We start from the raw sequence: 25,308 nt of genomic DNA, 5'->3' as shown, positions 1-25,308 counted from the left end.
AACCAAACATTATAAAGGGGTAAAATGGACTTCACTCTTTCACCACTCAACAAGATGATCATCAAGGCTGCCAAGGATTTCAGCGAACGAAAAATCCCGGCAATTGACGCGTACATGGCCAAGCACAACGATTACCCGCCGGATCTCATGCAGATCTACGCCAAAAACCGCATGCTGGGTTTCAACGTGCCCCGTGAGTACGGCGGCATCGGCACCTCGAACTTCAACATGATCCTTTACATCGAAGAGCTGGGTAAAACCGCCTCCACCAGCTTCCTTCCTTTCATGATGAACAACAGCGTGGCCGAAACCATCTGCCACTGGGGCAGCGAAGAGGTGAAGAAAACCTTCGTTCCGCCGCTGTGCGACGGCAGGGCCTGGGCCACCATGGCCTTCACCGAGCCGGACACCGGTTCCGACCCCCGCATGCTGACCACCACGGCACGCCCCGACGGTGACGACTTCATCATCAACGGGACCAAACGCTTCATCAGCATGGCCAACAAACCCGGATACGGTATTTTCATCTGCAAAGACCTGTCCGTGGAAAACCAGAAAAACAACACCACCGCCTTTATCATCGACAAATCCTCTCCGGGCATCACCTGCTCGAAGCACTACGAGCTGACCGGACTCGAAGGCGCAGATACCTGCGACATCACCTTTACCGACGTCAGGGTCCCCAAGGCGAACATTCTGGGCAAACAGGGCGAAGGGTTCAACATCCTCCTGCGCTGGATCGCGGGCGAGCGCATCCAGCAGGCCGCCGGCATGGTGGGCGTGGGCATGCGGGCCTTCGAGGAAGCCAAGAAGTACTCCCTCCAGAGAAACGTCAACGGCATGCCCATGGGCTACATGCAGGGCTTCTACTGGATGCTCGGCGAAATGAAAATCAAGGTCGACGCCTGCCGCCTGATGGTCTATCAGGCCGTCTGCAAACAGGATGCGGGAAAATCATTTGAGGTCGATTCAGCCGAAGTCAAGGTGTTCACCACCCCGATGATCCAGGAAGTCACCCGTATGGCCGTCCAGTTCCACGGCTCCTACGGCTATTCCAAGGAATACGTCGTCGAGAAACTGTTCCGGCTGGCCATGCATCAGGGCGTTGTGGCCTCGAGCCTTGAGATCAACAAGACCATCATCGGGATGACGGCGCTCATGTCCAGAAGCAAGTAGGCGAACGGACGTCTCGAAAACGATTAACCAGGCGAAACCTTCATGATTTTTCGAACCGACAAATCAAAGGTTTTTTAAATAAAGGAAAAACTATGAATATCATCGTATGCATCAAACAGGTTCCGAATGTCACCAAAGTCAAGTGGGACGCGGACGGTTCCCTGATTCGGACCGGCCTGCCGACCATCATCAACCCCGTTGACAAAAACGCCGTCGAAGCGGCCCTCCAGCTCAAGGAACAGCACGGCGGCAAGGTCACCGTCATTTCCATGGGGCCGTCTCAGGTCGAAAGCGCCCTGCGCGAAGCCCTGTGCATGGGCGTTGACGACGTCATCCAGTTGTCCGACAGAAAATTCGCCGGCGCCGACACCTGGGCCACATCCTACACCCTGGGCGCGGCCATCAAGAAAATCGCCGATTTCGATCTGGTGATCACCGGTGTGGAAGCCATGGACGGGAACACCGCCCAGGTCGGCCCCCAGATCGCCGAATACCTCGGCCTGCCCCTCCTCTCCTATGCCCTGGGAATCGAGGTGGACGGGAAGAACGTCCGGATCAAACAGAAGCTCGGCGACGTTTCCAGAAAGCTCGAAGCCGCCATGCCCGCCCTGATTACCGTTGAAAAAGAAATCAACGACTACCGGGTCACCCCCATCGACAAAGTGATTGATGCCTTCGACAAAGACATTCCCGTATGGGGCGTTGACGATGTCCCCGCCGATGTGGTTCACCTCGGCCTGAAAGGTTCTCCGACCAAACTGCGCAAGGTCTATTCTCCCAAGCTGGAAAAGGGCCAGGTCGAAATGCTCCAGGGAACCCCCGAAGAGATCGCCCGTCAACTGGTGGACAAACTTAACGCAAAATTTCTTATTTAGAGGTGAATCATGGCTGATAAAGCTGATGTGACAAAACATAAAGGTGTATGGGTTTTCGCGGAACAACAGGATGGCAAATTGGCCAAAATCGCTCTGGAAATGCTCGGCAAAGGCCGTGATCTGGCCGACAAGCTCGGCGTGGACCTGACAGCCGTTCTTCTGGGAGCCGCCGTCAAACCCCTGGCCGACGATCTTGTCGCCTACGGCGCGGACAAGGTCATCGTGGCCGAACATCCGGAACTTGCCGAATACCGGACCGAACTGTATACAAAAATCGTCTGCGAACAAGCAGACAAAGCCAAGCCCGAAGTCCTGATCATCGGGGCCTCACCCATCGGACGGGATCTCACGCCCCGGGTATCGTTCAGACTGAACACGGGCTGCACGGCGGACTGTACCGAACTGGATATCGACCTGGATGAACGTCTGCTCGTGTCCACCCGCCCGGCCTTTGGGGGCAACGTCATGGCCACGATCATCTGCCCCGAACACCGGCCCCAGATGTCCACGGTCCGGCCCGGCGTCTTCGCCGTTCCGGAGAAAAAAGCAGGCCGCACCGGCGAGATAACCGTCGTCGATGTGACCATCGCCCCCACAGATATCAACGTGACCGTCCTTGAAAGCAGCAAGAGCGACAAACACGGCACCGATATCCAGGACGCCGTCAAGATTGTCAGCGTGGGTCTTGGCGCCAGCGACGACGTCTCGTTCAAAGCCATCCAGGAAATCGCCTCCCTGATCGGAGCCGAAGTCGGCGGAACGCGCCCGTGTGTTGAAAAAGTGTTGATAGACCATGGTGTGCAGATCGGTCAGACCGGTAAAAACGTTCGTCCGGAACTCTATATGGCCTGCGGCATCAGCGGCGCTGTCCAGCACACCACCGGTATCTCCAACGCCAAATACGTGGTGGCCATCAACAAAGACCCCAATGCCGAAATCTTCAAGTTCGCCAACGTGGGAATCGCCGGTGACGCCAAGCAGATCCTGACCGCCATCGTCAAGGAAATCAAGGCGGTTCAGCAGAAATAGCCCGCTTTGGATGGTACAGATACAAAAACCGGTGGGGCCGTCGGGTTCCACCGGTTTTTTGTTGTGAGCCCCTGCCCTTGCCCGTCCTCAAGACAAGGCCCGGCGGTGTTACCCATCCCAGAACCTCTAAAATGCGGCCGTTTCCGCGAAGACCCCGACATTTTATGCTTTTCATCGGTTTCGTCTTGTGTTAATGCTTGAGATCACACGTTCCGTCCGGAATGTTTGATCATCTCGTAAAAACATGGGTTTACACACGACCTGAGAGGATGCCTTTCCATGAAGAAAATGCTTGGCGGTCTTATCAATTTCACCACAGCCGGAACTGCGTCGGGCTGGGAAACCTTTGATCATGGGCTCCAGGTTTTTAAAACCGGTGACTATGCCGAGGCCTGGAATATTTTTTTTAAACTGGCCAAAAAAGGCGACGCCGAAGCCCAGAACAATCTGGCCTTCATGTATTACAAAGGCGAAGGCGTTCCCCAGGACTATCACAAGGCGGCCCAGTGGTTTATGGCCGCCGCTGAAAAAGGCCACCCGGATGCCCAGTTCAACCTGGGCAATCTTTATTATTACGGCCAGGGCCTCGCCAAAGACTACAAGGAAGCCCTTCACTGGTATCTGAAAGCCTCTGAAAAAGGAAAAACGGCCGCCCAGACCAACCTGGGCAACCTTCTTTACAGCGGCAAGGGCGTTCGTGCGGATTACGAACAGGCCGCCCGCTGGTTCCGGAAAGCGGCTGAAAGCGGCGACGTCAAGGCCCAGCACAACCTGGCCCTGATGTATTACAAAGGCCAGGGGCTCAACCGGGATTATCATCAGGCCGCCCGCTGGTACCGAAAGGCCGCCGAACAGGGGGACACCAAGGCCCAGCACAATCTGGGCATCATGTACTGCAACGGCCAGGGCGTCATTGTGGATTACGTGGAAAGTTATGCCTGGTTCAACTGTGCCAATGCAGGGGGCCACAGCGGATCTCTGATGAACCTGAACCACGTCAAGAAAAAAATGACCCCGGAACAGGTCGCCGAGGCCCAGATGCTGTCCCGAAAAATTTGGGAAACCATTCAGGCGGCAAAAGATTGACCCCGGGGCACCGCTCCCGTAAAAGCAACTCAAAAACCATATCAAGCCGTCCCTGCGTTGGATATATCCACCTGTTATCAAAACCGATTATGATTTAGACCTTGACGTGTGACCTGCGGTTGTTTATATTGTTATCAGACTTGAATCAAACAGCTGCCGACGGTTTTTCACGTTCCGTTTCACTTCTCAGACCTCCCGTCCGGATTCTCGGTATTTAAAAGTCGCGCAGTTGATCGCCATCAATTATCAGGGCAAGGAGATCTATCCATGGACGTCAACTCAGTCAACGCATCGGTTCCTGTTGAACGACAGACGATGAATACGGAAAATCAGGAAACCAGAAGGCCGGAGCCGGCTCAAACAGCTCCCCCGGCCAATACGGAGGCCTATCGGGTCGAACTTTCCGAAGACGCCCGGACGGCACAGGCCACAGGTACGGTCACACCGCCGGAAGGCATGGGCGCGGGAAGTTCCGAAGCGGTCCAGACATACACTCGAGCCGGCCAGATCGCCGGCTGATTCAGCCCCATGAGCCGATACCCCCGTCTGCCTTAACCGACCATGTAAAGGCAGGTGATTATGAATAACACCATCATGATTGGGTCGGCGCCCACGGCGTATACGACGGGCGCCGCACTTTACGCAACACGTCAGACCGGTGAGACCGGAAATCCGACGAAAGCCGATATCCCGACGGATGCCGCCGTGGTCGGCGCTTACCGCGTCAGCCTTTCAAGAGAAGGCCTTGATCGCTCCCAGGCCCGGTTTGAAGCGGGCCTTGAAAATGAACGGCGCGGCCTCGAACAACGGTTGACCCGGGAAAAAAACGCCAAGGAACGCGAACTCGATGCGGAACTCCGCCGGTTCGAACACCGGCAGGCGGCAGAGCGAACCCGGTTTGAAAACAGCCAACGAATCGAACGGATGCGACATTCCCGGCAGAATCTGATGTAGGGCCTCATGATGCTGTTTTTCGAGACACATTCCCTGTCCTTATCTTGAACCCGGAACCCATGATGCGGAGTTGACATGCCCAGGGAAATCACGTCGAACCTGATCGGGGACGACACGATCAAACGGCTGAAGAAATTCAAAATCCTCAAAAACTTAACCCTTGACCAGCTCCGAACCCTGCTTGGGACCGGAGAAACCGCTTATCACAAGCGCATCGCCAAGCTCGTCCGTTATGCCCCCCGGGAACCCGTGATCCGTGAAGGGGATTTCGACAGCTGGATTTTCTGGGTGGTTCAGGGCGAATTCGCGGTCATGAAAAACAATGTGCTGATCACGGTCTTTACCGAACCGGGCGAGGTTTTCGGTGAGATGAGCAGCATGGGAGAAGACTCACGGTCCGCCTCGGTCATCGCCCGAAAAGAAGGGATCTGTGTGAGCATCGACATGTCCATTCTGGACACCCTCACGGATTCAACGGTCAAGGACAAAATAAGATCCGGCATTTATCAGTTGAAATCCGAACGCCTCAATGAGACCACCGCCAAACTGGTTGCCGAGCGTCAGCGAATGCTCGAACAGCAGAAAGACCTGCTGATCGAACAGTTGAAGCTGATGGAAAAGGAAGACCGTCTGAAAAAATGGGAAGCGGAGCTTCAACTCAGGGAACAGGCTCTCAATCAGGGGAACGGACGCTGACCATCATGAACCATCATCGTCCGGCCACAGGCCCGGCTGGGGATCATGCCCTTCCCGGGCCACCCGGCACAGGTTCCGGTCACTCATCCGGGGCACCTCACGCAGACTCCGACCCGGCACATCCACGGTAAATTCGATGGGAATGCCGTTGGGATCGAAGCTGTACAGGGATTTGAAGTATCCGTGGTCCACCGTATAGGAGGCCTTGAATCCGGCGGCGGTCAGTTTTTTTCGCATCTGTTCCATGGCCGCCTCGTCTTCAAGGCCGATGGCCAGATGGTCAAAGCACAGAGGACGACCGGTGGGTTGGCCGTGATGCTTCTTTTCGGGGTTGACCGCTTCGGGCCACTGAAAAAATGAAATGATGCAGTTTTCGCAGATTTCAAAAAAATATTGGCGATTTTTTCCGTCGCCGGTGGCCGCAAGCATCCTCATCCCCAGAAGATCCCGCCAGAACCGGATGGTTTTATCCATGTCATCGGTGATCATGGCCAGATGATGCATTCCGGTATAGCGCATCATGCCTGCTCCTTGCGGCCGACCAGATCGCACAGGGCGCTGTCGATATCCGGGTAGGTGAAGGGAAATCCCAGCCGACTCAATTCCCCGGACGCCATGCGCTGACCGGCCAGAACGACATCACCCAGCTCACCCATGACCATCCGAAGCACAAAACCCGGAATGCAAAAAAACGCGGGGCGGTGAAAGGCCCGGCCCATGGCCCGGGTAAAATCGGCATTGGTCACCGCATGGGGCGCACAGAAATTCACCGGTCCCCGGGCCTCCGCCTTTTCGATCAGAAATAAAACGGCGGAAACCAGATCGTCGATATGCATGAAGGACATCCATTGACGACCGCTGCCCAGTGCGCCGCCCAGCCCCAGTGAAAAAGGTGTCCGCATCATGGGAAAGGCCCCGCCGTCCGGCCCCAGAATCATCCCGAAACGCATCAGAACGGTCCGGATGCCCATGGCTTCGGCAGCCAGGGCCTTTTTTTCCCAGGTTCGGCAGACATCGGCCAGAAAGCCCTGTCCGCCTTCGGCCTCCTCGTTCAGGGTCTCATCACCCCGGTCTCCGTAAAAGCCCGAGGCCGAGGTACTGAGAAATACCCGCACGGCTCCGCCTGTCATGCCTTCGACCAGATGGTCCGTGGTCAGGAACCGGCTTTGTTCGATCTCTCGTTTTTTATCCTCGTTCCACCGGGTAAAAATATTCCGTCCGGCCAGATTGATCACCACATCCATATCGGCCAGATGCTTCTGCCAGTCGCCCTTGACCGTGGTGTCACAGGCAATGCGGGTCAGGTGTTTCGGCCCGTCGTTTTTTTTCCCGGCGGACCTGCCGGTGATGGTCACATGAAAGCCGCGATCAAGAAGGAATCGTGTCAGATGCCTGCCCACAAAACCTGTACCGCCCGTGATAAATACATTCATGGATAGAATCTCCTGATAGGGTTTGCGATATGAAAAACGTGCGTCATTATATCGTATGACGGCTGAGAAATCATTTTTTTTCATAAAAATTGTTTTGCATAAACCGACGGAGGGTTGCTATACTCACATCGATTTTTTCACGGCCTCCCGGAAACCACGTGCATGATCCGGCCTATGAGCTTGAATGAATTGAGGATTGACTCGGGAAGACAGTCTTTCCGGTTCCATAATTGTTTGGATATAGACGGGCGGGACCTCCGGTCATCACGACCGGTGTTCCGGCTCATTCACTGAACTCACTTAACAATGGAGATGATCATCATGGCAAAACGAGTTGTAATCGACGAAGAAGAATGCATGGGTTGCGAAGCTTGTATCGAATTTGCTCCGGACGTTTTTGAATTTGACGCTGACAAAGAAAAAGCCATCGTCATCAAAGCCGAAGGCGGCGACGAAGACGCCATCCAGGAAGCCATCGATTCCTGCCCCGCAAGCTGCATTGCCTGGGAATAACGATTCCAAACCCCGTTTCCGGAGGCTCTTCCGGCAACGGGGTTTTTTCATCATTAGACCAGATACCTCAGATCCCGTTCCGAAAGAAGCCCCTTGCCGTTCAGATAAAGAAGAAAACGAACCAGATGACGCCGCTTGCCGCTGACCAGACCGGTGGCCACATCGAAGAGCGCCCCGTCAAAGGCAAACAGCCCGGGAAACACCCCGAACAGCGGATAGGATCTGGTGTTCCAGGTGAGATGTGCGGCCTGATCGGGATCGAAGGAGAAGACCTCCGAAAGGATCTCCCCGTCACGTCCGGCGGAAAGGGGCACCTGGCAGACCGGTTCCAGGGCCGGCCCGCCCGCTCTGATGATGTTCAACACACTGCTGTGGGACAATTCAACCGACGTAAGCGTATCGGCCGTCAGATAAACGGCGTCGTGATACCCGCCCCTCAGAAAATCCAGACAAAACACCTCGTCGTACACATCGGCGGCGTCTCTCAGGGAGGCATCCACGACGGCATCATCGACGATAGAATCGCCGATGAAGGGGGCCGCATACTCACGGAACACAGGGTCACCGTCCGGGCAAAGGCGGGGATGGATCGCGGCGGCCAGGTCTTCGGGCAGTTTGTCTTCGGCCCCGATCAGCATCTGGAAGCCCAGTTCCCGATAAACGGCCAGGCCCTCATCGGTAAACATGTCATGGGGGCTGACCCGCTTGAACAGCGAATGACGCCCCAGGTTCAAAAGCCTGCGGGCCTCGAACATTGAGGGAATGTCGCCGCGTCCTTTTCGGATGATCCGGCCCGGCGGATCGTCGTAAAAGGTGAACCCGAAATGGGGAAAGACCACCCGACCCGTCATGGGACGAAGGGACCGGGCCAGCGCGTCGACCGGAGCTGCCCGGTACAGCCCGAGAAGCCGGCCGGGAGACAGATCCCGGTCGCCATCGAAGGTCTGGATGAAACGGTATTTTTTCTTGAACAGCGACATGAAAACCTCAGATTATCGGATGACAAATCAGTTCAAAATCTGTAATCTGTGACCGGTCACTATAGAAAAAAAATGCCGAAAACACCACTGATTAAAGGAAAACCGACATGAACATTCTCACGACCAACACGATTCTTTACTGCACACACTGGAAAGAGACCCTTGAGTTCTATCGGGATATTCTGAGACTGCCCATCATCTTCACCCGCTCCTGGTTCGTGGAATTTCGTCTCACCGACACGGCCCGGCTGAGCCTGGCCGACGAGAGGAGCGCCAGTGTCCCGAGCGCCCGGGGGCTGGGCACCACCTTGAGTTTCAAGGTCGACGATATCGAAGATATCCACCAGCATCTCGAACGCAAAGGCACCAAACCCGGCCCCATCAAACGCCACGCCTGGGAGGCCCGGGTCTTTTTTCTCCACGACCCCGAAGGCAACCGCCTTGAATTCTGGTCTCCCGTCCCCCAGGATTAAAGGTTTCAAACCGTCAAAGGAACCCTCCGATGAGCTCAGCGTTCAATCTGCGCGCCAATCCCATGTATCTTTTCCTGATGGTTCTGACCATCAGTTCCACGGCCGGTCTTCAGGTCTGGCGGACCCTGTTCGACAATTTCGCCGCCAACGTCATCGGCCTCGAAGGGCATCACATCGGCATGATCCAGTCGATCCGGGAGGTTCCCGGCTTTCTGTCCCTTCTGGTGGTCTATGTGATGCTTGTGCTCAAAGAGACGCGAATCTCGTCCTGGTCCATCGTGCTTCTGGGCGTGGGGGTGGCATCGGCCGGTTTTTTCCCGTCCTATGCCGGGCTGATGATCACCACGCTGATCATGAGCTTCGGGTTCCACTATTTTGAAACCACCAACCAGTCCCTGACCCTTCAGTACTTCGACGCGGCCACCGCCCCCATTGTCTTCGGAAAACTCCGGAGCCACGCGGCGGCGGCCAATGTGGGGGTGGGCGTGGCCCTGCTTGTCCTCGTTCCACGGATGACCTTTATCCAGCTGTTTCTGCTCTCGGGCGCTCTGGTCCTTCTCACCGGGCTGTGGAGTTTTTCGGTCAACGCCGAACGACCGGGCATGCCGGTCCAGAGAAAGCAAATGGTCCTGAAGAAGAAATACGGGCTGTATTATTTTCTCACCTTCATGGCCGGGGCCCGCAGGCAGATTTTCATGGCCTTTGCCGTTTTTCTGCTGGTCACAAAATTTTCATATTCCCTGTTCGATATCACCCTGCTCTTTCTGATCAACAACGTCATCAATTATTTTCTCAGCCCCCTGATCGGCAAGGCCATTGTCAGGTTCGGCGAACGGTCCGTGCTCACGCTGGAATACGCCGCCCTGTTCTTTATTTTCACGGCCTATGCCCTGGTTGACGACAGGTTGCTGATCGGCGCACTGTATGTCGCCGATCATATTTTCTTCAACTTCGCCATCGCCATCCGAACCTTTTTCCAGAAAATCGCCGACCCCGGCGACATCGCACCCAGCATGGCCGTGGGATTTACCATCAATCACATCGCCGCCGTGGTCTTTCCGGTCATCGGCGGACTCTTGTGGATGATCGACGATGCCATTCCCTTTTACTGCGGCGCGGTGTTCTCCCTGGTGTCCCTTTGTGCCGTTCAGTTGATCAGCGGGCAGCTTGAACGTCATGGGACGGGCGGTCAGCCCATGCAGAAAAACGGGGCGTGATTGGAACCGAACACCGGGGGATCACGGTGGACGATGGCGGCGATCCGGGGATGTTTTTTGAACTCTTTGTCCAGAAAACGCCGGATCAGGGGCCGCTCCCAGCCCAATGGATGTGTGAATTCGCGATACAACGACAAATCCCCGTCATAGAACAACCGGGTGTCCAGACGTTTTGCCTCATCGGCGAAATACGGCAGATTGAACAAAGCGATGTTCAGAAAGCCGATCCTTTCGCTGTGATCGATCACAAAAGCCATGGTCTTTTCGGCGGCGGCCTCGTCTTCGGCCGGGGTGCCGAAAAGAAGATACACGTAGGCGGCGATTCCCGCCCGATGAAGCTGCTCGAGAACCCGTGACGCCAGGGCCGGATCGATGCCCTTGTTCATCTGTTTGAGAACATGCGCATCACCGGATTCAAGGCCGAGTTTGAGCATCACGCAACCGGACTGTTTCAAAGACCGGCAAACATCCGGATCGGCCAGCTGGGGCGTCATGCGTGTAAAACCGTACCAGGGGGTCTTCACCTTCAGGTCCTTCATGGCCTTGAGCAAACCGGGGCTGAGGGCGTTGTCCGTCAGATGGATCAGGCCGGGGTCAACGGACCCGATCAGATCATCCAGCTGGTCCATCACGGCGGGGACGGTCATGGCATGATAGGGATTTTTTTCGGCCGTCTCCGGACAGAACCGGCATTTTCGCCAGTAGCATCCGCCCGAGGTACAAAACGGCAGAACCCGTCCGGGGGAAAGGTACTCGTTGTCCATGAAATCACGATAATCCGGGCAGTACCAGGCCCGGGTTTGTTCGATGCCGAATCGCGCAAGAAGAGGCCCCTCCCCGTCCCCGGCCACCCACTCGGCCAGATGGGCAAACGGATTGGACCAGAGGGGGTTGCGCATCCAGGACGTGACCAGCCCCCCGCCGACGATGATCCGGGTTTCTGGGTAATGCCGTTTCAGATGACCGATCATGGCGAAGGTGGAAAGGGCTTGGTTGAGAAAATTCAGGGAAAATCCCACCGTTCCAAGGCTCCGTCCCTTTCCGGCCAGTGATTTGAACCGGGCTTTGAAGTAGGGGAAAAACGCGTTGGTTTCCGGGTGTTCGGCTGCGGTCAAAAGATCCCGGCTTTTCACCGGAGACAATCGCCCCTGCTGATAATTGGCCAGGGACACCCGGGTATCGGCCGGAGAGGCCAGCTCCAGGACCCGGGTGATGTCCGCCGCGGCCCCGGCGTATCGATCCCGGTTTTCGTAACCGTTTGCCGATCGGATGAGTGCGAGGTTGCGGTCTTTCTTGGAAAGGGCCCGACGGCTCCACCGGTCCGCGGCCTCGACGGAAAGGCCATAGAGATAATAAAAACCTTCGACATTCATGTCCACCGCCGCGACATCGATGCCGTGGTGACGAAGAGCGCCGCAAAGCCTGGCAAGGCCGGGGGGCGGCTCGCCGGGTTTGGCACAGGGCGGATAAATCAGGATCATAATCGGCAGGCCGCCCCGGAGAAGCCGGAGAAGAATGACACCCGGCCTTCACGGTTTCCGGCGGCGAGCATCCGCGTAATCGCCCTGGCCGATAGAGCATAGCGGGCCCCCTCGGGATTCAGGGTACCCGGAATGTCCAGATTTTCAAGCCGGGCGAAGTCCTGTCGCCGGGAATCATTGACCTCAAAAAAGCAGCAGCCCAAAAAAGCCGTGAGCGGCCCGGCAAGGCCGGACCCGGTCCCCCGGATCATCGGCAGCAGTTTCTGAACGATCTGAATGTCCATGGCGGCCGACCAGGCATTCCAGAGAACGGGTCTCCTTGCGGTATCCCAGGCCAGGTACAGGTAGGTCATCATGTCATGGACCGTCCGGTGCCCGAAGGGCGTGCCCATCATGCTCATCAGGCGCTGAAGCAGATCGAATTCCGCAGCCGTCAGATCGTGGAACTGCCGGTGCTCGTCCTCGATCACGCGAACCCCGGCCATTTTTTCAAAAATATGGCTCTGAGCCATGGGCCCCATCCGGAGCAGCGGTGCCAGAGAGGGTTCCATGGGAAAACGGCTCAGGCCCCGATGCTGCAGGTCATAGTCGGCACCCGAAGGCTCGGCCAGATCGATCACCTGGGCACGGTCCACCAGCGAAGGCCCCGGTGCGCTTCCCGCATGGAGGGTTCCCACCACGCAGAGATTGGACGGCGGGACCAGCTGCCTGGGGATCCCCAGATATTGTTCCACCTCGTCACTGGTGTGCAGCGTCAGGGGTGCGCCGGATTCCATGGCGGACAAAAGCTCCGTCAGGTAATGATCCGGGGGCGAAGCGTTCATGCCGTCAAGGATCAGAAAAAACACGGTATCCCGCCCCCGTTTCTGAGCGTTTACGGCGTTCATGATCAACGACAGGGCGGGGGTCATGCGATAATCATCCATGGCGGCATCGTAGGCCCCCAAAAGATCATGGACGGTATCCCAGCCGTGGCCCACGGGCACCACCGCACAGGTCAAAGCCCGTTTCTCGATCCCCCGGGCGTCGATGCGGATGTCCTTGCCCGCAAGGTATTCGGCAAAACGGGCGACCTGCTCCCCGGTCAACTGATGGATCGTGTCGCCCCACATGCTGAAGGCCGGAATGCGGTGGTCCTCCAGATAAAAATCACTGATTTTAAGCGGCCCTTTGTATTGCCAGTCCACCCGGATGAAATTCTTGGTCGATTCGTAAAACGAGTCATAGGCGTCCCCCGAATCATCGACAAAATGGGGCTGGGTAACCACCCCGATGCCGCCCACGGTATACCCGCCCTGGTAGGCGATGATCACATCCCCTTCCTGGAGATCCTTCATCATCTTCTTCTGGTTCATGTCGATGTCTTTCTTGCTGTCCAGGCCCACCAGCGACATGATGCCGTCCTTCAATATGGTCCGTCGCACCAGGTTGATCTTCTTTCCCGGACCTTCGAAGGCGTTGACGATGGTTTTGTCGTTGAAACTCAGCTTGAACCAGCGTCGGGCGAGAAAATCCCCCTCGCTTTCTTTTTTTTCCAGTGTGCGGGCCCGTTCATCCAGATACCCTGCAAAAAGCTGGGCCAGTTTGGTCTTGCCGGTCCCCGGCGGTCCGGAAAGAATGACAAACGGCCGGGTTTTCAGCGACAGTACGTACCGTTCGATCAGACCGCCGGCGAAACTGAAGCCCCGTTCATAACAGTACCGTGAGAAACTCATATCGGTTCCCAGGCCCAGATAATTCGTGACGGCAAGGGGCAGCCGATCCCCGAACCGTCGGGTGAGGATCTCAAGACCTTCGTGGGAAAAATGAAACAGGTAACCCTGCTGAATGCCCTGGAAGTCATCAAAGGGTTTGTTGGCGTCAATGGTGGCGTTGATATCGTCCAGACAGGGTTTGAGTTCGTCGAAAGAAATGGGGTCGGGCAGGTCATGCACCTCCACGTCGACCCGGCGGCCCTCTTTTTTACGATTGGCATGACTGACTGCGGAGGACCGCGCGATGGACACGGCCACAATGGCCTTGAACCCGTAATTGATCACCAGGTCGCCGGGTTTGACCAGGGCCATGGCTTCCCAGTGGGGAAAGCTCTGGCCGCCTTCCGCCGGAACAGGGGCCCAGAGAAAACCGTCATCCTTGGCCCGGGCAAAGGTATGCCCCTGATTGACCCACCATACCTGAAAGGAGTTGCCGTCATCGGTCATAAAACCCTCCACACGATCTAAAAGGCTATAAAAACATACAAATTGTAGGAGACAAAGCAGCCGGCGTCAAACACTTAATGCGGGTTGCGGGCTTTGTCTTTCTGCGCCTCGCTCATCTTCCGCCGCTCGCTCTCAATCCAGTCGATCCGGCTCCAAAGCCCCTGAAGCACCCGGACGTCACGCTCGCTGAGCACAGCCCGGCCGAAAATCCGCCGAAAGGTCCGCAGGATATGGTCCGGGCTCAGCGGGTCGGAATAATCGATGTCCCGGAAGGTTTTGCGCATGTGATCGAACATGCGCAAAAGCTCCACACTCCCGCAGGGGGTGATGGCGCTGATCTGGCCGTCGTCCACGGTTTTCATGGCCCGGCTCATCTCGTACAGGCAGACGGCCACGGACTGGGACAGGTTCATCGACGCAAAGTCGTCGTGGGTGGGAATGGTCAGAAGATGTTGGCACAGATCCAGCTCTTCGGTCAAAAGCCCCCGGTCTTCCCGGCCGAAGACCAGAGCCGTCCGGCAGGATTCAGGAAAGGACACGGCGAGCCGGGCCGCCTGGTCAGGCAGCAGAAAGGCGCTGCGATTCTTACCAAACCGCCGGGTGGTTCCTAAAGCGTAGTTGCAGTCGGAAAGGGCCTCGCCAAGGGTCTGGAACACCCGGGCCTGGTCAAGAAGAGTCTCGGCCTTGAGGGCCATCTGTCTGGCCTGGGGCCCCGTGTGGGCCGTGCAGGGATTGACCAGCCGAAGATCCGAAAAGCCGAAATTCATCATGGTGCGGCACACCGAGCCGATATTGAGCGGGCCCTGGGGTTCCACCAGGACCACACAAAGCGATGTCGAATCCATCGGTCTCCTTCGTTCGTGAAATGTGGTCGGCACAAGCGTCAAAACCGTTTCTATGTATTCGGGAACCTGCCAAAGATCAACGATAAAAAAGTTTGACGTTTTGTGTACACCTGTATCAAAGGACTGTGCTATAAGAGCGACAACTTAATGTGATTAACGACTGCGGACGATAAAGACACGCCATGACCGATATCCTGCTCATTCAGTTGCCCATTCCCAAACTGAACTTCGGAAAGAAAACGGGCAACATCCCCATGGGGGCCGCCTGCCTCAAACAGGCCGCCTCGGGCCTTTCCGATGTCCGGATCGAGATTGTGCCCGAAAGCCTGGCCTCCTACATGGGCGACGGGGCGCTCCTTGACCTGATTGTTTCAAAAAAGCCGGATATCCTGGGTTTTACCGTATTTAACTGGAATGTGGAACGGACCCTCTATCTGGCCGAAGAAATCAAGACCCGCCTGGCCTGCCGGATTATTCTGGGCGGCCCGGAAGTGACGCCGGACAACACCCTGATCGTGACGGACGCGGTGGACGATTACGTTTACGGCGAGGGGGAGCAGGCCTTTGTCGATCTGATCCGGGGACTGCCCTCTTTCAAGGGCAAATGCCGGAGCGCCTGCGCCGAGGCGATTTTCCGGACCGCGCCCAGCCCCTACCTGAACGATTTTCTGGAACCGTTCATGGAAAACCTGATGCTGCTCGAAACCCAGCGGGGCTGTCCGTACAAATGCGGGTACTGTTTCTACAACAAATCCCGGGGCAGCCTCTCGTTCAAGGAACCCCGCCTGCTGCTCGACGGGGTCAGATGGGCCGTGGACCAGGGCATCGGTGAACTCTACCTCCTGGACCCGTCCCTGAACGCACGGCCGGACCTTAGGGACGTACTCAGGGAAATCGCCCGGATCAACAAAGGCCGGCATCTGGCCATCAACAGTGAGATCCGCGCCGAATGGATCGACGCCGAACTGGCGGACCTGTTCGAAGCCGCCGGGTTCACCGGATTTGAAATCGGCCTCCAGAGCACCAACAAAAACGCTCTGAAAATCATGAACCGGCCCACGGATCTCAAAAAATTCGTCCGGGGAGCCCATCTTCTGAAAGAAAGGGACATCCTGCCGCGCATCGACCTGATTTCCGGTCTCCCCGGCGACGATCTGGACGGGTTCAATCGCTCCCTTGGGTTTGTCGTCGAACAGGATCTGCACGACGATGTCCAGGTGTTCCCGCTGTCCGTCCTGCCGGGAACCCCCTTTCGCAAAAACAGCCGGGAACTGGGCCTGCTCTACGAACCCACGCCGCCCTACACCGTGCTTCAGACCGACGGCTTTTCCCCCGAAGACCTGATGCTTTCCTTTGATTACGCCGAATCCCTGTTCGATGTGGCCCTGTTTCCCCTGCCTGAATTAAACGTAGCCTGGGAAAAACCCAGACCCGACGGCTGTCCCGACATCCGTGTCCGGCTGGGCAGGGAGGTTTTGGTGACCAAACTGGTGCTGAACGAATACCGCCCCCTGGGAGAAATCGAAGCGCTGGCACGCCATATGACGTTCCCTTACCAGTTATTCGTCAATTCGAAAGTAAAATATGAGGAATATATATTTAAATGTTTGAATATATTGGTTTCAGCTAACCCGCATACGCCCTTTGAAATCGTGTTCATCGAGCCCGATTCCCTGCCGGACACCGCCCGGTACCTGAGGCGGATTCCTTTGAAGCGCCCCCACTATCTGGACAAGGATCTGCGCTACCTCTACGGAGCGCCGGGGAACCGGGCCATCCAGTTTACCGTGATCACCCGGGCGGATCAGCCGTCCTTTTCCGGAGAGATGAAGCGCCACGTCTACCACTGGACGGAAAAACGGCTGCCCGAACCCCATGAACTCGATGAACTGGGTGATTTTGACGGGATTCTGATTGACGGCCATGCAGAGAACCGGGAAATTCTCGAATGGCAAAACCATTTCGCCCCGTCGCTCCATTACATCCCCCAGATCAGTTTTTCCCGCCTGGACCAGCAACTGTGCTGGCTGTCCCACGCCCTGGACGAGGACTATTGTTTCAAGAGCATGATTTTTTTCTGATTCCCCCAAGGCCCCGATCGGCCGCGTTGGATTGCCCATCGACGGGCGACACCTTGGAGAGGTCATCGATGAAAGGCGGCAACCGTCTCACGCAAGCCCCCGCCACGCATCACACCGGGATGCCAGGTCCCTGTGTGTCAGGAAATCCTGATCCGGGCCTTCGGCGTCCCTTCCGCACAGGGCGTTGGCCACGTAAACGGCAGTGGCCGGGCCCAGGCTGTCTTCGTCGATGTTCAGGGGGTCGTGATGGTGAAAAATTGCGTTGACGATGGGCAGGGGAAACCCCCAAATTCCGGCCAGATAGGCTCCGATCGCGCCATGGCCTGTTTTGAAGGTCTCCTGCTCCAGGGCGTTATAGGATAATCCCCTGCCCGCTGTCTGATTGAGCAGCTCAAGGTATCTGTCCGGAAACTGACCGGCAAGGATCAGCTTGCCGAAATCGTGCAGCAGACCGCCCATGAAGGCCTGATCCACGATCGCCCGATCCTTTTTTTCATGCTCGGCGATCCGGCGGGCCAGATGGGCCACGTGAAGGTTGTGACTCGAAAGGCGTTCGAGAAAACGGTGCAGGCGTTTATCCACCCTAAAGGTTGAAAACAGTTCGCAATGAAGCACCAGGGCCCGAACCGTATCGGCCCCCAGAAGCATCACGGCCTGTTCCGGGCCTGCAATCCGACCCGGAAGGCCGAAAAACGCCGAATTGACCATCTGAAGAATTTTGGCGCTGATGGCCGTATCTTTGGCGATCAGCGCCCCCACTTTTTTCATCGAGGCCTCAGGCGATTGAAGCTCCCGGCTGATTTGCGCGTAAATCTCAGGCAGGCTGGGCAGGGAATCCATACCGGCCACCGTGCGGCGCAGCTCATCATCGGCAAGAAGCCCCTTCAGGTCGCAGGCCCGTGAAATGGTGGTTTTCAGAAGATCGGCCCCGGCGGGTTTGGCAATAAACTGATGGACCAGCCGCACGCTTTTCATGATGAAATTCCGGGTGATCTCACCGGACAGCATGATGCGGAGGGTTTCCGGATGACGGGCTTTCACCTCGCGAAAAAAATCCAGGCCGTTCATGCCCTGCATGTTGAAATCCGACACCACCACATCGGCCGGATCCTTTTCCAGAAGGGATAGCGCCTCCCGCCCGCTGCAGGTAAAGCGCATGTCCCAGGCCCCCTCCATGGGTCTCAGCATCCGGGCAATGCCGTCTAAAACTTCCTTTTGATCGTCCACAAACAGAATACGCCGACGGGAAGCGTCCTGATGGGCCGGAACAGCGCTTACCGACGATGACGGCAGGGCGGGTCGGTCTTCGGCCAGGGGAAGCGCGATCACAAAGGTGCTGCCCACACCGGGCCGGGTTTCAACGGTCAAGCGTCCCCCGTGAGCCTCGACAATGGCCCGGGAGATGGAAAGGCCCTGACCGGTCCCTTTCCCTTCTTTTTTTGTGGTGAAAAACGGATCGAAAATCCTCGGCAGTATCTCATCGGGAATGCCCGCCCCGTTATCACTGATCCTGACAATACCCATGTCCCCCTCCCGACCGGTTTCGATGATGATCCGACCTGACAGGGAGGCATCACGGGACCTGGCCTCGTCGACGGCATGGGCGGCATTGATGATCAAATTGACGGCCACCTGATTGAAGGCACCGGTGCGGCACCGCAGATTCGGAAGGTCCGGATCTAACCGGGTTTCCAGCTCGGCGGACTTTTTCCACTGGTTCCGGGTGAGCAGCACGCAGATGGAAAGAACCGATCTAACGTCCACGGAGGGGTTGTCGTCCAGACTGCGGCCCGACAGGTTTCGTATGGCCAGCACGATGCCTGAGATCTGCTCCACGCCCTGCAGGGACTGGCGGATGCTTTCGGGTATCTCTTTTTTGAGATAATCGCTATCGGCCTTGCGCCGTGCCGTTTGAAAGGCCTCGATGAGGGTTTCAGGCACCCTGCCCTGCCTTGCGGCCTCGCACAGGGCATCCGCCCGGTCAAGGACCTCGAACAGCCCTTCAATGCCGTCATCGAGAAAATGGAGGTTATCGCCCACATACTGCACCGGCGTGTTGATTTCATGCATGACCCCGGCGGTCAGACGTCCCAGGGTGTCCATGCTCCGGTCCTCCGGGGGCGTTTCCAGGTCCGCCTTTTTGCGGTGCAAGGCCTGCCGGAGTGCATGTTCAAGCAGAATGATCCGCCGGGCCCGTTTCAGCCGGAACATCACCTCGTCCGGGTCCAGAGGCCGGTCGATCACCTCGTCCACGCCTTTAAAAATCCGGGCCTCGCCCGGCGAACGGACGAGGATCAACTGGCTGTTCCGGCCATGAAGGGCGTTAAGCGATGCGGCACGGGACGCATCCGTTTCGGTCAGGGCGGCGTCATCGACCATCACCAGAGGAAATGTCTGACGACGGACAAGATCCGCTGCAGCGGCCGTGTCATCGACCACACGGGGGGCATATCCGGACGCAAGAACGCTCTCCAGAAGACCGGTGAGGTCTCTGGATCGGGTGATGACCAAAAGAGGAAGACGGGGCGGTTCAGGACGGGTCATGGGCCATCCCCCGGCCGGGCTGTGATTCGGATCGGCTGCGGACGTATTTTTCAAAATCCAGTTCGATCACCGGTGTTGACCCGGACCGTTGGACGGGCGTCTCAACCGGATCATCGACCGGCGTGCCCTGTCCCGCGATGGACTGACGCAGGGCGGCCAGCTCGCCGATGATCCGGTCCGTATTCCTTACCAAATGCTGAAGGGCCGTCAGCACCTCGGTGGCCAGCTCGTCCCGTTCGACGGTCTCGGGCGGCTCCAGGGTGTTTGACGGCTCGATGGCCCGGCCGGGGCCCGCCTGACCCGATTTCGGTACCGGGGAGATCACGCTGCCTATCCGCACCAGCACCTGCCGGAGAAAGCGACCCATGGAATGATCGCCTTTGCCCTTCGCATCCATGCGAACCAGACGGGCGGTGATGTCATCCAGCTGACGGGAAGCCGGTCCGTCGGGGTTGTCGATGACAAAGGGGATTTGACGCGCCGCGGCGTCGCCGACGCTCTCGTCGTTAACCAGCGCCCCAAGAAAACGGATGGGCAGAGGCAGAAACTTCGTGACCGTCGCGTTGAATTTCTCGAAAATCCGGCGCCCCGTATCCTCCGTTTTGCTTCGATTGACCAGAACCCGGACCGGGCGGTCATACCCGTTCTGATGGAGAACCTTGAGCAGGGAGTATGCATCGGTCAGCGAGGTGGCCTCGGGCACCACGGTGAGAATCACATGGGAGGCCGCCATACAGAACGCCGTCACCTGACGTGAAATTCCCGCCGCGGTATCAATGAGAATATAATCGTAGTCATCCAGGGCGGAAAGCTTCCGGATCAGGGCATCCACCCCCTCGGCATCGAGGTCGGCCAACCGGGTGACCCCGGTGCTGCCGGGGATGATATCGACCCCGTGGATATTCCGGATCACAAGATCCTCGAAGCGGCATGTGCCGTCAATCAGATCGGCCAGGGTGTATTCGGGAACCAGGCCGAGAAGGATGTTGATATTGGCAAGACCAAGATCCGCATCGAACAGACAGGTTTTGAACCCAAGGGCTGACAGCCGGATCGAAAGATTCACCGACACATTGGTTTTTCCCACTCCGCCTTTGCCGCTGGTGACGGCGATGATTCGTGACATGGTTCCCCCGTTTCGGATGATGGATTGCGCACGGCAGACTGAACGACCGGAGAGGCCTTGATGATCGGATCGCCCCGGCTGTCGTCGAACCAGACGGTTACGGCTCGGCATTGATAGGCCGCCGAAATCCGGTCGAACTGTTCTTCGATAAACCGGAAAAACAGCTCACGCCCGTTGTCGATGGGGCTACGGCCCGCATCGGCGCGAAGAGCGCAGTAACGATCGTAGAGATGGGCCAACAGAAAGGACTGGGCACGGGGATCGGTGATCACCCATGACCCGCCGTCCGCCGACGCGGCAGACGGACGTTCGGCGTCATTGTGACCGGAACGTTTCAGGATTTCGCCGTAGAGCATGGCGTAAAGCTGATCGAATTTCTCTTCGGTGATCAGGACACAGTTCATGGTCAGATGGCTGTACCGGGCCATCAGTTCATGCATGTTCACCAGTCGGGCCGGACTGGACACCGCAAGGGTCAGGTTGTTTTCGTTGAGGAAAATCGGTAGAATCTCATGCTCCCGGGCATAGGATTGACCCACGATATCCCGGAGCAGGCTTTGCTGCCGGCCGTTGAATTCATATCCCTTTAAATCCCTGAACGGGGTATTGAACTGAATGGACAGGGCAAAATAAAGCTGGGTCAGGGTAAGTCGTCCCCGCTCGATCAGGATCCGGCCCAGAGGGGCATGACTTCCCTTCTGCTCGGAAAGGGCGCTGTCGATGTCTGAGGCATAGGCGAGTCCCTGCATGATCAGAATCCTGCCGAGGGAGGGATTGTCGTCGCCCTCGCGGCAGACCCGGTTCAGTTCGGTAAGACTGACCAGGTTTTCTTCGAAAAGGACCTCACTGACGGATGGATTGTATCGTTTGATTCGAAGCACCGTTTCGAGATCGCTGCCCCGAATACGTTGTTTTCTCAAGGCCCGTTTCAAAAAGTCCTGAGTATTCATGGCCTTCTGAACGGCGTGCTGCATCACATCCGCCGTCACATGACCCTCGTTTACCAGGGAACGCAGGGAAAGATGCCGGGGCAGATCCCGATGGGTGCCCTCCCCCAGAATCCGGCGAATGTCGGCCTGGGTGTCGGGATCGGCCAGAAGCAGGCCCAGATCCTGTCTGGAGATCAGCTTGCGCGTGACCAGAATCATGCCCATGGGCTGTTCCTTAAGTTTCTGATGGGCGTTTTGGATGGCCTGTGCCCGCTCAAGGTCTTCGGGCCGGATCAGCTCCTGTTCAAGGAGAAGGGATTCGATCCGGGATGTGGGATGGCTGCTGTCCATGTTTTTTCACCCGTGGTTCAGATGGCGGCCGAATCGACAGAAGGACGATCATCGTTGAGCCTGGCGGCTTCCACCAGAATCTGCATCAGGGAATGGTGAATGCGCTTTTCCCGCTTCCGGCAGATGTCCTCGATCTCAATGGCGGCCTTGTTCCAATGGATAATATGGTACGCGGCGTCCTGGCCGGTAATATCGCCGGTCAGGGCATCCATCAGCCGGCCTTTAAAAAAATACATGATTCCGGTTTCACCGCCGGACCGGATGTTCAGGGTACAGGTTTTTTCTTCCATCTCGATCATCTGCAGAAACGCGGAAATGCTGATGCCGTCGATGACACCCTTGGGCCCCGACTGGAGCTCTTCGGTCACCATATCCCGGAACATATCGATCTCAAAGGGTTTTTCAAACCACCGACAGCCCGACCGACGATTGACCGCATCCACCAGGCGCTCATCCCCATGCCAGGTCATCATCATGACCGGGATCTCAGGATGTTCCGCCGTCACGGCGGCGAACAGATCGAGCCCGTCCACGTCGGGCATTTCACGGTCCAATACCGCCAGATCGATCTTGATGTTTTTCATCAGGCGAAGGGCGGAAGATCCCGTATCGGCGGTGATCACCCCCACATCCGGCCGGGCGTCCAGGGCATGGGCAAGCATGTAAAGAACGTCGGGATCGTCATCGACGATCAAGATGTTCCGCGTTCCTGGCGAAGCGTTTCCTCCAAAGCCTTCACGGCGGCGCTTGATATTCTGCGCATACTGGGAAAGGCCGGAGCTGACGGCGGTGGAAAGGGTGTCCATTTTGCAGGGCTTGGTCAGAAAACGAAAGATGTAGCCCTCGTTGACCGCCCGGAGGGAGGACTGGAGTTCCGCGTGGCCGGTGAGCATGATGCACAGGCTGTCCGGCGATCGTTCCTTGACCCTGGCAAGAAATTCAAACCCGTCCATGCCGGGCATGCGAAGATCCGACAGCACCACGCCAAAGGGGCCGTCGCTCTGAAGCAAAGAAAGCCCCTCCTCTCCGGAGGCTGCGGTCAGAATGTCAAAGAGTTTTCTCAGATTGCGTTTGTATGCGGCGAGGATATTGGCGTCGTCATCGACAAAAAGGATCTTTTCATGCATAAGCCCGATGCACCTTCATCCGTCGGAGCGGAAATGGGCGGATGAGGATCGATAGCGCCGCGGCCCTGAGGCGCAGGGGCGTCAGTCGTCCCCGTCCTTGCTGTCCTTGGTTTTATCCTGCGCCCCCATGGGGTAGGTGAACATGTTCATGAACGTCTTGAACGGAGACATTTCCGTCATGGTTTTCTGGGCGACCCCGGAGATTTCCGTACTGAATTCAAGCATTTTTCTGAACTGTTCGTCAAAGGCGGATTTCTGATTGATGTAGTTTTCGATGGTTTTGTGAAGGTGTTTGTCGAAAAAATCACTCAGAATATTGTCGCCGTACCGGATCAGCATGGTCAAAAGCGGCACGGGCATCAGGGCCTTCCTGCTCTTTGCCTCTTCAAGGACAATCTGGGTGAGAATGTAGGCCGTCACATCCTCGTCGGTATTGGCGTCGACGACCTTGACCTCTTTCATGGCCTTGATCATGTCGGAAACCTGGTTGACGGTGATGTACTTACTGGATTCCGTATCGTACAACCGTCTGTTGCTGTATTTCTTGATGATAATCGGACCGGGCAAAATACGCCTCCGTTATAGGTGTTCTGATAAAGCCGTCAGTGGATTCAAACCGACTGAAAACAAACACCGATATAGTAAATCAGAATTCTATTGCTTTGCAACATTTATCTTTTTGAGCATCAGGTCCACGGTTTCGGCGAATCCCTCACCGCCTTCACGGACGGTGACATAGGCCGGAAGGAAGGTCATGCGGTCGGTGAAAGCCAGGACGTTGCTGACCCCCACCGACAAGGGGAAATACCGGAACATGGGTTCGTCGTTCGGTGAGTCGCCCAGATAGATGAAGCGGCTTTTTTCCGCATCGAGATCCATGTCCCAGAGTTCACGGGCCAGGGTCCGGGTCATCTCCAGTTTGCTGTAATCGCCGAACCATCCGTTCACATGGATCGACGACACCTTGCACGTGGCCCCGTGCGCCGTAAATATCTGACAGATCCCGTCGACGGCGTCCCAGGAAAGCCGGGGAACGTCTTCGCAGAAATCGACAGCCAGATCGGCTTCCCGGTAATTCTGATCGGAAGCCAGGGCCGTTCCGGAAATTTTTCCGAGAATCTCCTCGCCGATCCGCTTGAGTTTTTCACGTTTCATGAGGCGTGTGTGATCGTCATCGATAAACCGCCTGACAAAGGACCCCGAGTCATGATCCACCCTGAAATAAAACGCGCCGTTTTCACCGACCACGCCGTCCACCGGCCACATCCGCGCGATATGATCACACCATCCCGCAGGCCGGCCCGTGATGGGAACCACCTTGTATCCCGCCTGTTTCAGGGCCCACAGGGCCGTATAGGCGGAAGCCGGGATCTTTCCCCGGTGTGAGAAGGTATCGTCGATATCGAAAAAAACACCGGTGACGTTTTGCAACCGGTCGATGGATAGCGTGTTGATGGAAGGGATCATACGGCAAACACTTTTTGGCCCATGGGTTAACAAAAAAAAACGTCGGCCTGACCGCAATCCGACCGACGTTCGCAAACTGAAGCGGTGCTGACCGTTTCCGCGCCCTATTTCACCTTTCGGTTTTCCTCGAGGGACACCGAAACGGCCGACGCGGCGTACTCCACCACCGAGGCGGCTGTGGCGAGGATCACGATCCAGGAGAACAGATGGATGGTCCAGGTTCCGGTCACTTTCCAGTACACGGGACCGAGCAGAATGAAAAACGCTCCGACACCCTGGACGATGGCTTTGATCTTGCCGCTTCGTTTGGCCGCCACCGACCGGTTGTTCCGGGTCAGGATAATTCGGGAATAGGCCACGGTCACATCGCGAACGGCCATGACCAGCGGCACCAGAAAGATGATGTAATTCACCGAGGCCATGGACCAGAAGACAATGAGACGGCTGACGCTGTCTGCATAGGGATCGAGCATGGCGCCCTGTTCGCTGACAATATTCAGACGGCGCGCACTGAACCCGTCGAGCAGATCGGAAATCTCGATCAGACCCAGCAGAATCAAAAGAAACAGAAGGACGCCATAGGACCAGTCGACAAAATTCAAGGTCAGACCGAAGACGACGGCCATGGGGATGCGGGACAGTGTCAGCAGCTGAACCAGTATAAAATTGAATTTCACGATTCAATTCCCTGAAATTGATGATGAACCCGTTTGGGTGGTAAGTT

Annotated in this window: 24 protein-coding genes; 11 read left to right on the top strand and 13 right to left on the bottom strand. The window is 56.8% G+C overall.

Annotated features, from left to right (window positions below; genetic code table 11):
- The first annotated feature begins 24 nt into the window (after window positions 1-24).
- The 7 genes from ACYQ11_RS06280 (at window position 25) to ACYQ11_RS06250 (ending at window position 5,816) form a co-directional block, all read left to right on the top strand.
- Window positions 25-1,176 (top strand): acyl-CoA dehydrogenase family protein, encoded by a 1,152-nt coding sequence (locus tag ACYQ11_RS06280; RefSeq protein WP_459922909.1) that lies wholly within the window; start codon window positions 25-27, stop codon window positions 1,174-1,176.
- A 92-nt stretch (window positions 1,177-1,268) separates the two neighbouring features.
- The gene (locus tag ACYQ11_RS06275) at window positions 1,269-2,051 is read left to right on the top strand and encodes an electron transfer flavoprotein subunit beta/FixA family protein (RefSeq protein ID WP_459922908.1); all 783 of its coding nucleotides are present in this window, start codon (window positions 1,269-1,271) and stop codon (window positions 2,049-2,051) included.
- Between the two features lie 9 nt (window positions 2,052-2,060).
- A complete protein-coding gene (locus tag ACYQ11_RS06270) occupies window positions 2,061-3,080 on the top strand; it encodes an electron transfer flavoprotein subunit alpha/FixB family protein (RefSeq protein ID WP_459922907.1) in 1,020 nt (339 codons plus the stop codon).
- A 279-nt stretch (window positions 3,081-3,359) separates the two neighbouring features.
- Entirely contained in the window at window positions 3,360-4,166 is an 807-nt protein-coding gene (locus tag ACYQ11_RS06265; RefSeq protein ID WP_459922906.1) for a tetratricopeptide repeat protein, read from the top strand.
- Window positions 4,167-4,433: 267 nt separating this feature from the next.
- Complete coding sequence (locus ACYQ11_RS06260; RefSeq protein ID WP_459922905.1) at window positions 4,434-4,685, top strand: hypothetical protein; 252 nt, start codon at window positions 4,434-4,436, stop codon at window positions 4,683-4,685.
- Between the two features lie 60 nt (window positions 4,686-4,745).
- On the top strand, window positions 4,746-5,120 hold the full coding sequence (locus ACYQ11_RS06255; RefSeq protein ID WP_459922904.1) for a hypothetical protein: 375 nt from the start codon (window positions 4,746-4,748) through the stop codon (window positions 5,118-5,120).
- 75 nt (window positions 5,121-5,195) lie between these two features.
- Window positions 5,196-5,816, top strand: coding sequence for a cyclic nucleotide-binding domain-containing protein (locus ACYQ11_RS06250; protein ID WP_459922903.1), 621 nt, complete (start codon window positions 5,196-5,198; stop codon window positions 5,814-5,816).
- Between the two features lie 3 nt (window positions 5,817-5,819).
- Here the strand turns inward: ACYQ11_RS06250 and ACYQ11_RS06245 are convergent, their stop codons facing one another.
- Window positions 5,820-6,338: a VOC family protein gene (locus ACYQ11_RS06245; RefSeq protein ID WP_459922902.1), complete on the bottom strand. Its 519-nt coding sequence runs from the start codon at window positions 6,336-6,338 to the stop codon at window positions 5,820-5,822.
- On the bottom strand, window positions 6,335-7,249 hold the full coding sequence (locus ACYQ11_RS06240) for a TIGR01777 family oxidoreductase (RefSeq protein ID WP_459922901.1): 915 nt from the start codon (window positions 7,247-7,249) through the stop codon (window positions 6,335-6,337). Before ACYQ11_RS06240 ends, ACYQ11_RS06245 begins: the two co-directional genes overlap by 4 nt.
- A gap of 321 nt (window positions 7,250-7,570) precedes the next feature.
- Here ACYQ11_RS06240 and ACYQ11_RS06235 point away from each other — a divergent pair, with 321 nt between their 5' ends.
- Complete coding sequence (locus ACYQ11_RS06235) at window positions 7,571-7,762, top strand: ferredoxin (RefSeq protein WP_459922900.1); 192 nt, start codon at window positions 7,571-7,573, stop codon at window positions 7,760-7,762.
- Window positions 7,763-7,815: 53 nt separating this feature from the next.
- On the opposite strand, the gene ACYQ11_RS06230 is transcribed toward ACYQ11_RS06235, so the two are convergent.
- The gene (locus ACYQ11_RS06230) at window positions 7,816-8,742 is read right to left on the bottom strand and encodes a hypothetical protein (RefSeq protein ID WP_459922899.1); all 927 of its coding nucleotides are present in this window, start codon (window positions 8,740-8,742) and stop codon (window positions 7,816-7,818) included.
- A gap of 107 nt (window positions 8,743-8,849) precedes the next feature.
- On the opposite strand from ACYQ11_RS06230, the gene ACYQ11_RS06225 reads away from it, so the two are divergent.
- Window positions 8,850-9,215 (top strand): VOC family protein, encoded by a 366-nt coding sequence (locus tag ACYQ11_RS06225; protein WP_459922898.1) that lies wholly within the window; start codon window positions 8,850-8,852, stop codon window positions 9,213-9,215.
- A gap of 29 nt (window positions 9,216-9,244) precedes the next feature.
- Window positions 9,245-10,432: an MFS transporter gene (locus ACYQ11_RS06220; RefSeq protein ID WP_459922897.1), complete on the top strand. Its 1,188-nt coding sequence runs from the start codon at window positions 9,245-9,247 to the stop codon at window positions 10,430-10,432.
- On the opposite strand, the gene ACYQ11_RS06215 is transcribed toward ACYQ11_RS06220, so the two are convergent.
- The 3 genes from ACYQ11_RS06215 to ACYQ11_RS06205 all read right to left on the bottom strand — a co-directional run bounded on the left by ACYQ11_RS06215 (window position 10,405) and on the right by ACYQ11_RS06205 (window position 14,959).
- Window positions 10,405-11,913, bottom strand: a complete 1,509-nt coding sequence (locus tag ACYQ11_RS06215) for a B12-binding domain-containing radical SAM protein (protein ID WP_459922896.1) — start codon at window positions 11,911-11,913, stop codon at window positions 10,405-10,407. The two genes, ACYQ11_RS06220 and ACYQ11_RS06215, sit on opposite strands and share 28 nt — an antisense overlap.
- Window positions 11,910-14,114, bottom strand: coding sequence for a hypothetical protein (locus tag ACYQ11_RS06210; protein WP_459922895.1), 2,205 nt, complete (start codon window positions 14,112-14,114; stop codon window positions 11,910-11,912). The genes ACYQ11_RS06215 and ACYQ11_RS06210 overlap by 4 nt, the downstream gene beginning before the upstream one ends.
- A 74-nt stretch (window positions 14,115-14,188) precedes the next feature.
- Window positions 14,189-14,959, bottom strand: coding sequence for an RNA methyltransferase (locus ACYQ11_RS06205; RefSeq protein ID WP_459922894.1), 771 nt, complete (start codon window positions 14,957-14,959; stop codon window positions 14,189-14,191).
- Between the two features lie 182 nt (window positions 14,960-15,141).
- Here ACYQ11_RS06205 and ACYQ11_RS06200 point away from each other — a divergent pair, with 182 nt between their 5' ends.
- Window positions 15,142-17,040, top strand: a complete 1,899-nt coding sequence (locus ACYQ11_RS06200; RefSeq protein ID WP_459922893.1) for a B12-binding domain-containing radical SAM protein — start codon at window positions 15,142-15,144, stop codon at window positions 17,038-17,040.
- An 87-nt stretch (window positions 17,041-17,127) separates the two neighbouring features.
- Here ACYQ11_RS06200 and ACYQ11_RS06195 read toward each other — a convergent pair whose 3' ends face one another.
- The 7 genes from ACYQ11_RS06195 to ACYQ11_RS06165 form a co-directional block, all read right to left on the bottom strand.
- A complete protein-coding gene (locus ACYQ11_RS06195; protein WP_459922892.1) occupies window positions 17,128-19,584 on the bottom strand; it encodes an HDOD domain-containing protein in 2,457 nt (818 codons plus the stop codon).
- Entirely contained in the window at window positions 19,571-20,710 is a 1,140-nt protein-coding gene (locus tag ACYQ11_RS06190) for a MinD/ParA family protein (RefSeq protein WP_459922891.1), read from the bottom strand. Before ACYQ11_RS06190 ends, ACYQ11_RS06195 begins: the two co-directional genes overlap by 14 nt.
- Window positions 20,647-21,990: a cyclic di-GMP-binding domain-containing protein, MshE-related gene (locus tag ACYQ11_RS06185; RefSeq protein ID WP_459922890.1), complete on the bottom strand. Its 1,344-nt coding sequence runs from the start codon at window positions 21,988-21,990 to the stop codon at window positions 20,647-20,649. Before ACYQ11_RS06185 ends, ACYQ11_RS06190 begins: the two co-directional genes overlap by 64 nt.
- Before the next feature lie 17 nt (window positions 21,991-22,007).
- On the bottom strand, window positions 22,008-23,117 hold the full coding sequence (locus ACYQ11_RS06180) for a response regulator (protein WP_459922889.1): 1,110 nt from the start codon (window positions 23,115-23,117) through the stop codon (window positions 22,008-22,010).
- Window positions 23,118-23,198: 81 nt separating this feature from the next.
- Window positions 23,199-23,684, bottom strand: a complete 486-nt coding sequence (locus ACYQ11_RS06175) for a polyhydroxyalkanoate synthesis regulator DNA-binding domain-containing protein (protein WP_459922888.1) — start codon at window positions 23,682-23,684, stop codon at window positions 23,199-23,201.
- A gap of 87 nt (window positions 23,685-23,771) precedes the next feature.
- A complete protein-coding gene (locus ACYQ11_RS06170; protein WP_459922887.1) occupies window positions 23,772-24,584 on the bottom strand; it encodes an HAD-IIB family hydrolase in 813 nt (270 codons plus the stop codon).
- Between the two features lie 104 nt (window positions 24,585-24,688).
- Window positions 24,689-25,261, bottom strand: coding sequence for a CDP-alcohol phosphatidyltransferase family protein (locus ACYQ11_RS06165; protein WP_459922886.1), 573 nt, complete (start codon window positions 25,259-25,261; stop codon window positions 24,689-24,691).
- Window positions 25,262-25,308: the final 47 nt, after the last annotated feature.

Source organism: Desulfatiferula olefinivorans, assembly GCF_054657895.1.
The sequence above is the reverse complement of the archived record's forward strand: the minus strand, read 5'-3'. Positions and strand labels throughout refer to the sequence as shown.

Excerpts from the sequence above, each read along its gene's own strand:
- ACYQ11_RS06200 (WP_459922893.1), top strand. The coding sequence starts at position 15,142 with ATGACCGATATCCTGCTCATTCAGTTGCCCATTCCCAAACTGAACTTC.
- ACYQ11_RS06235 (WP_459922900.1), top strand. The coding sequence starts at position 7,571 with ATGGCAAAACGAGTTGTAATCGACGAAGAAGAATGCATGGGTTGCGAA.
- ACYQ11_RS06240 (WP_459922901.1), bottom strand. The coding sequence starts at position 7,249 with ATGAATGTATTTATCACGGGCGGTACAGGTTTTGTGGGCAGGCATCTG.
- ACYQ11_RS06275 (WP_459922908.1), top strand. The coding sequence starts at position 1,269 with ATGAATATCATCGTATGCATCAAACAGGTTCCGAATGTCACCAAAGTC.
- ACYQ11_RS06265 (WP_459922906.1), top strand. The coding sequence starts at position 3,360 with ATGAAGAAAATGCTTGGCGGTCTTATCAATTTCACCACAGCCGGAACT.
- ACYQ11_RS06220 (WP_459922897.1), top strand. The coding sequence starts at position 9,245 with ATGAGCTCAGCGTTCAATCTGCGCGCCAATCCCATGTATCTTTTCCTG.
- ACYQ11_RS06255 (WP_459922904.1), top strand. The coding sequence starts at position 4,746 with ATGAATAACACCATCATGATTGGGTCGGCGCCCACGGCGTATACGACG.
- ACYQ11_RS06185 (WP_459922890.1), bottom strand. The coding sequence starts at position 21,990 with ATGGACAGCAGCCATCCCACATCCCGGATCGAATCCCTTCTCCTTGAA.
- ACYQ11_RS06280 (WP_459922909.1), top strand. The coding sequence starts at position 25 with ATGGACTTCACTCTTTCACCACTCAACAAGATGATCATCAAGGCTGCC.
- ACYQ11_RS06225 (WP_459922898.1), top strand. The coding sequence starts at position 8,850 with ATGAACATTCTCACGACCAACACGATTCTTTACTGCACACACTGGAAA.
- ACYQ11_RS06170 (WP_459922887.1), bottom strand. The coding sequence starts at position 24,584 with ATGATCCCTTCCATCAACACGCTATCCATCGACCGGTTGCAAAACGTC.
- ACYQ11_RS06210 (WP_459922895.1), bottom strand. The coding sequence starts at position 14,114 with ATGACCGATGACGGCAACTCCTTTCAGGTATGGTGGGTCAATCAGGGG.
- ACYQ11_RS06260 (WP_459922905.1), top strand. The coding sequence starts at position 4,434 with ATGGACGTCAACTCAGTCAACGCATCGGTTCCTGTTGAACGACAGACG.
- ACYQ11_RS06205 (WP_459922894.1), bottom strand. The coding sequence starts at position 14,959 with ATGGATTCGACATCGCTTTGTGTGGTCCTGGTGGAACCCCAGGGCCCG.
- ACYQ11_RS06230 (WP_459922899.1), bottom strand. The coding sequence starts at position 8,742 with ATGTCGCTGTTCAAGAAAAAATACCGTTTCATCCAGACCTTCGATGGC.
- ACYQ11_RS06245 (WP_459922902.1), bottom strand. The coding sequence starts at position 6,338 with ATGATGCGCTATACCGGAATGCATCATCTGGCCATGATCACCGATGAC.
- ACYQ11_RS06180 (WP_459922889.1), bottom strand. The coding sequence starts at position 23,117 with ATGCATGAAAAGATCCTTTTTGTCGATGACGACGCCAATATCCTCGCC.
- ACYQ11_RS06270 (WP_459922907.1), top strand. The coding sequence starts at position 2,061 with ATGGCTGATAAAGCTGATGTGACAAAACATAAAGGTGTATGGGTTTTC.
- ACYQ11_RS06190 (WP_459922891.1), bottom strand. The coding sequence starts at position 20,710 with ATGTCACGAATCATCGCCGTCACCAGCGGCAAAGGCGGAGTGGGAAAA.
- ACYQ11_RS06250 (WP_459922903.1), top strand. The coding sequence starts at position 5,196 with ATGCCCAGGGAAATCACGTCGAACCTGATCGGGGACGACACGATCAAA.
- ACYQ11_RS06195 (WP_459922892.1), bottom strand. The coding sequence starts at position 19,584 with ATGACCCGTCCTGAACCGCCCCGTCTTCCTCTTTTGGTCATCACCCGA.
- ACYQ11_RS06215 (WP_459922896.1), bottom strand. The coding sequence starts at position 11,913 with ATGATCCTGATTTATCCGCCCTGTGCCAAACCCGGCGAGCCGCCCCCC.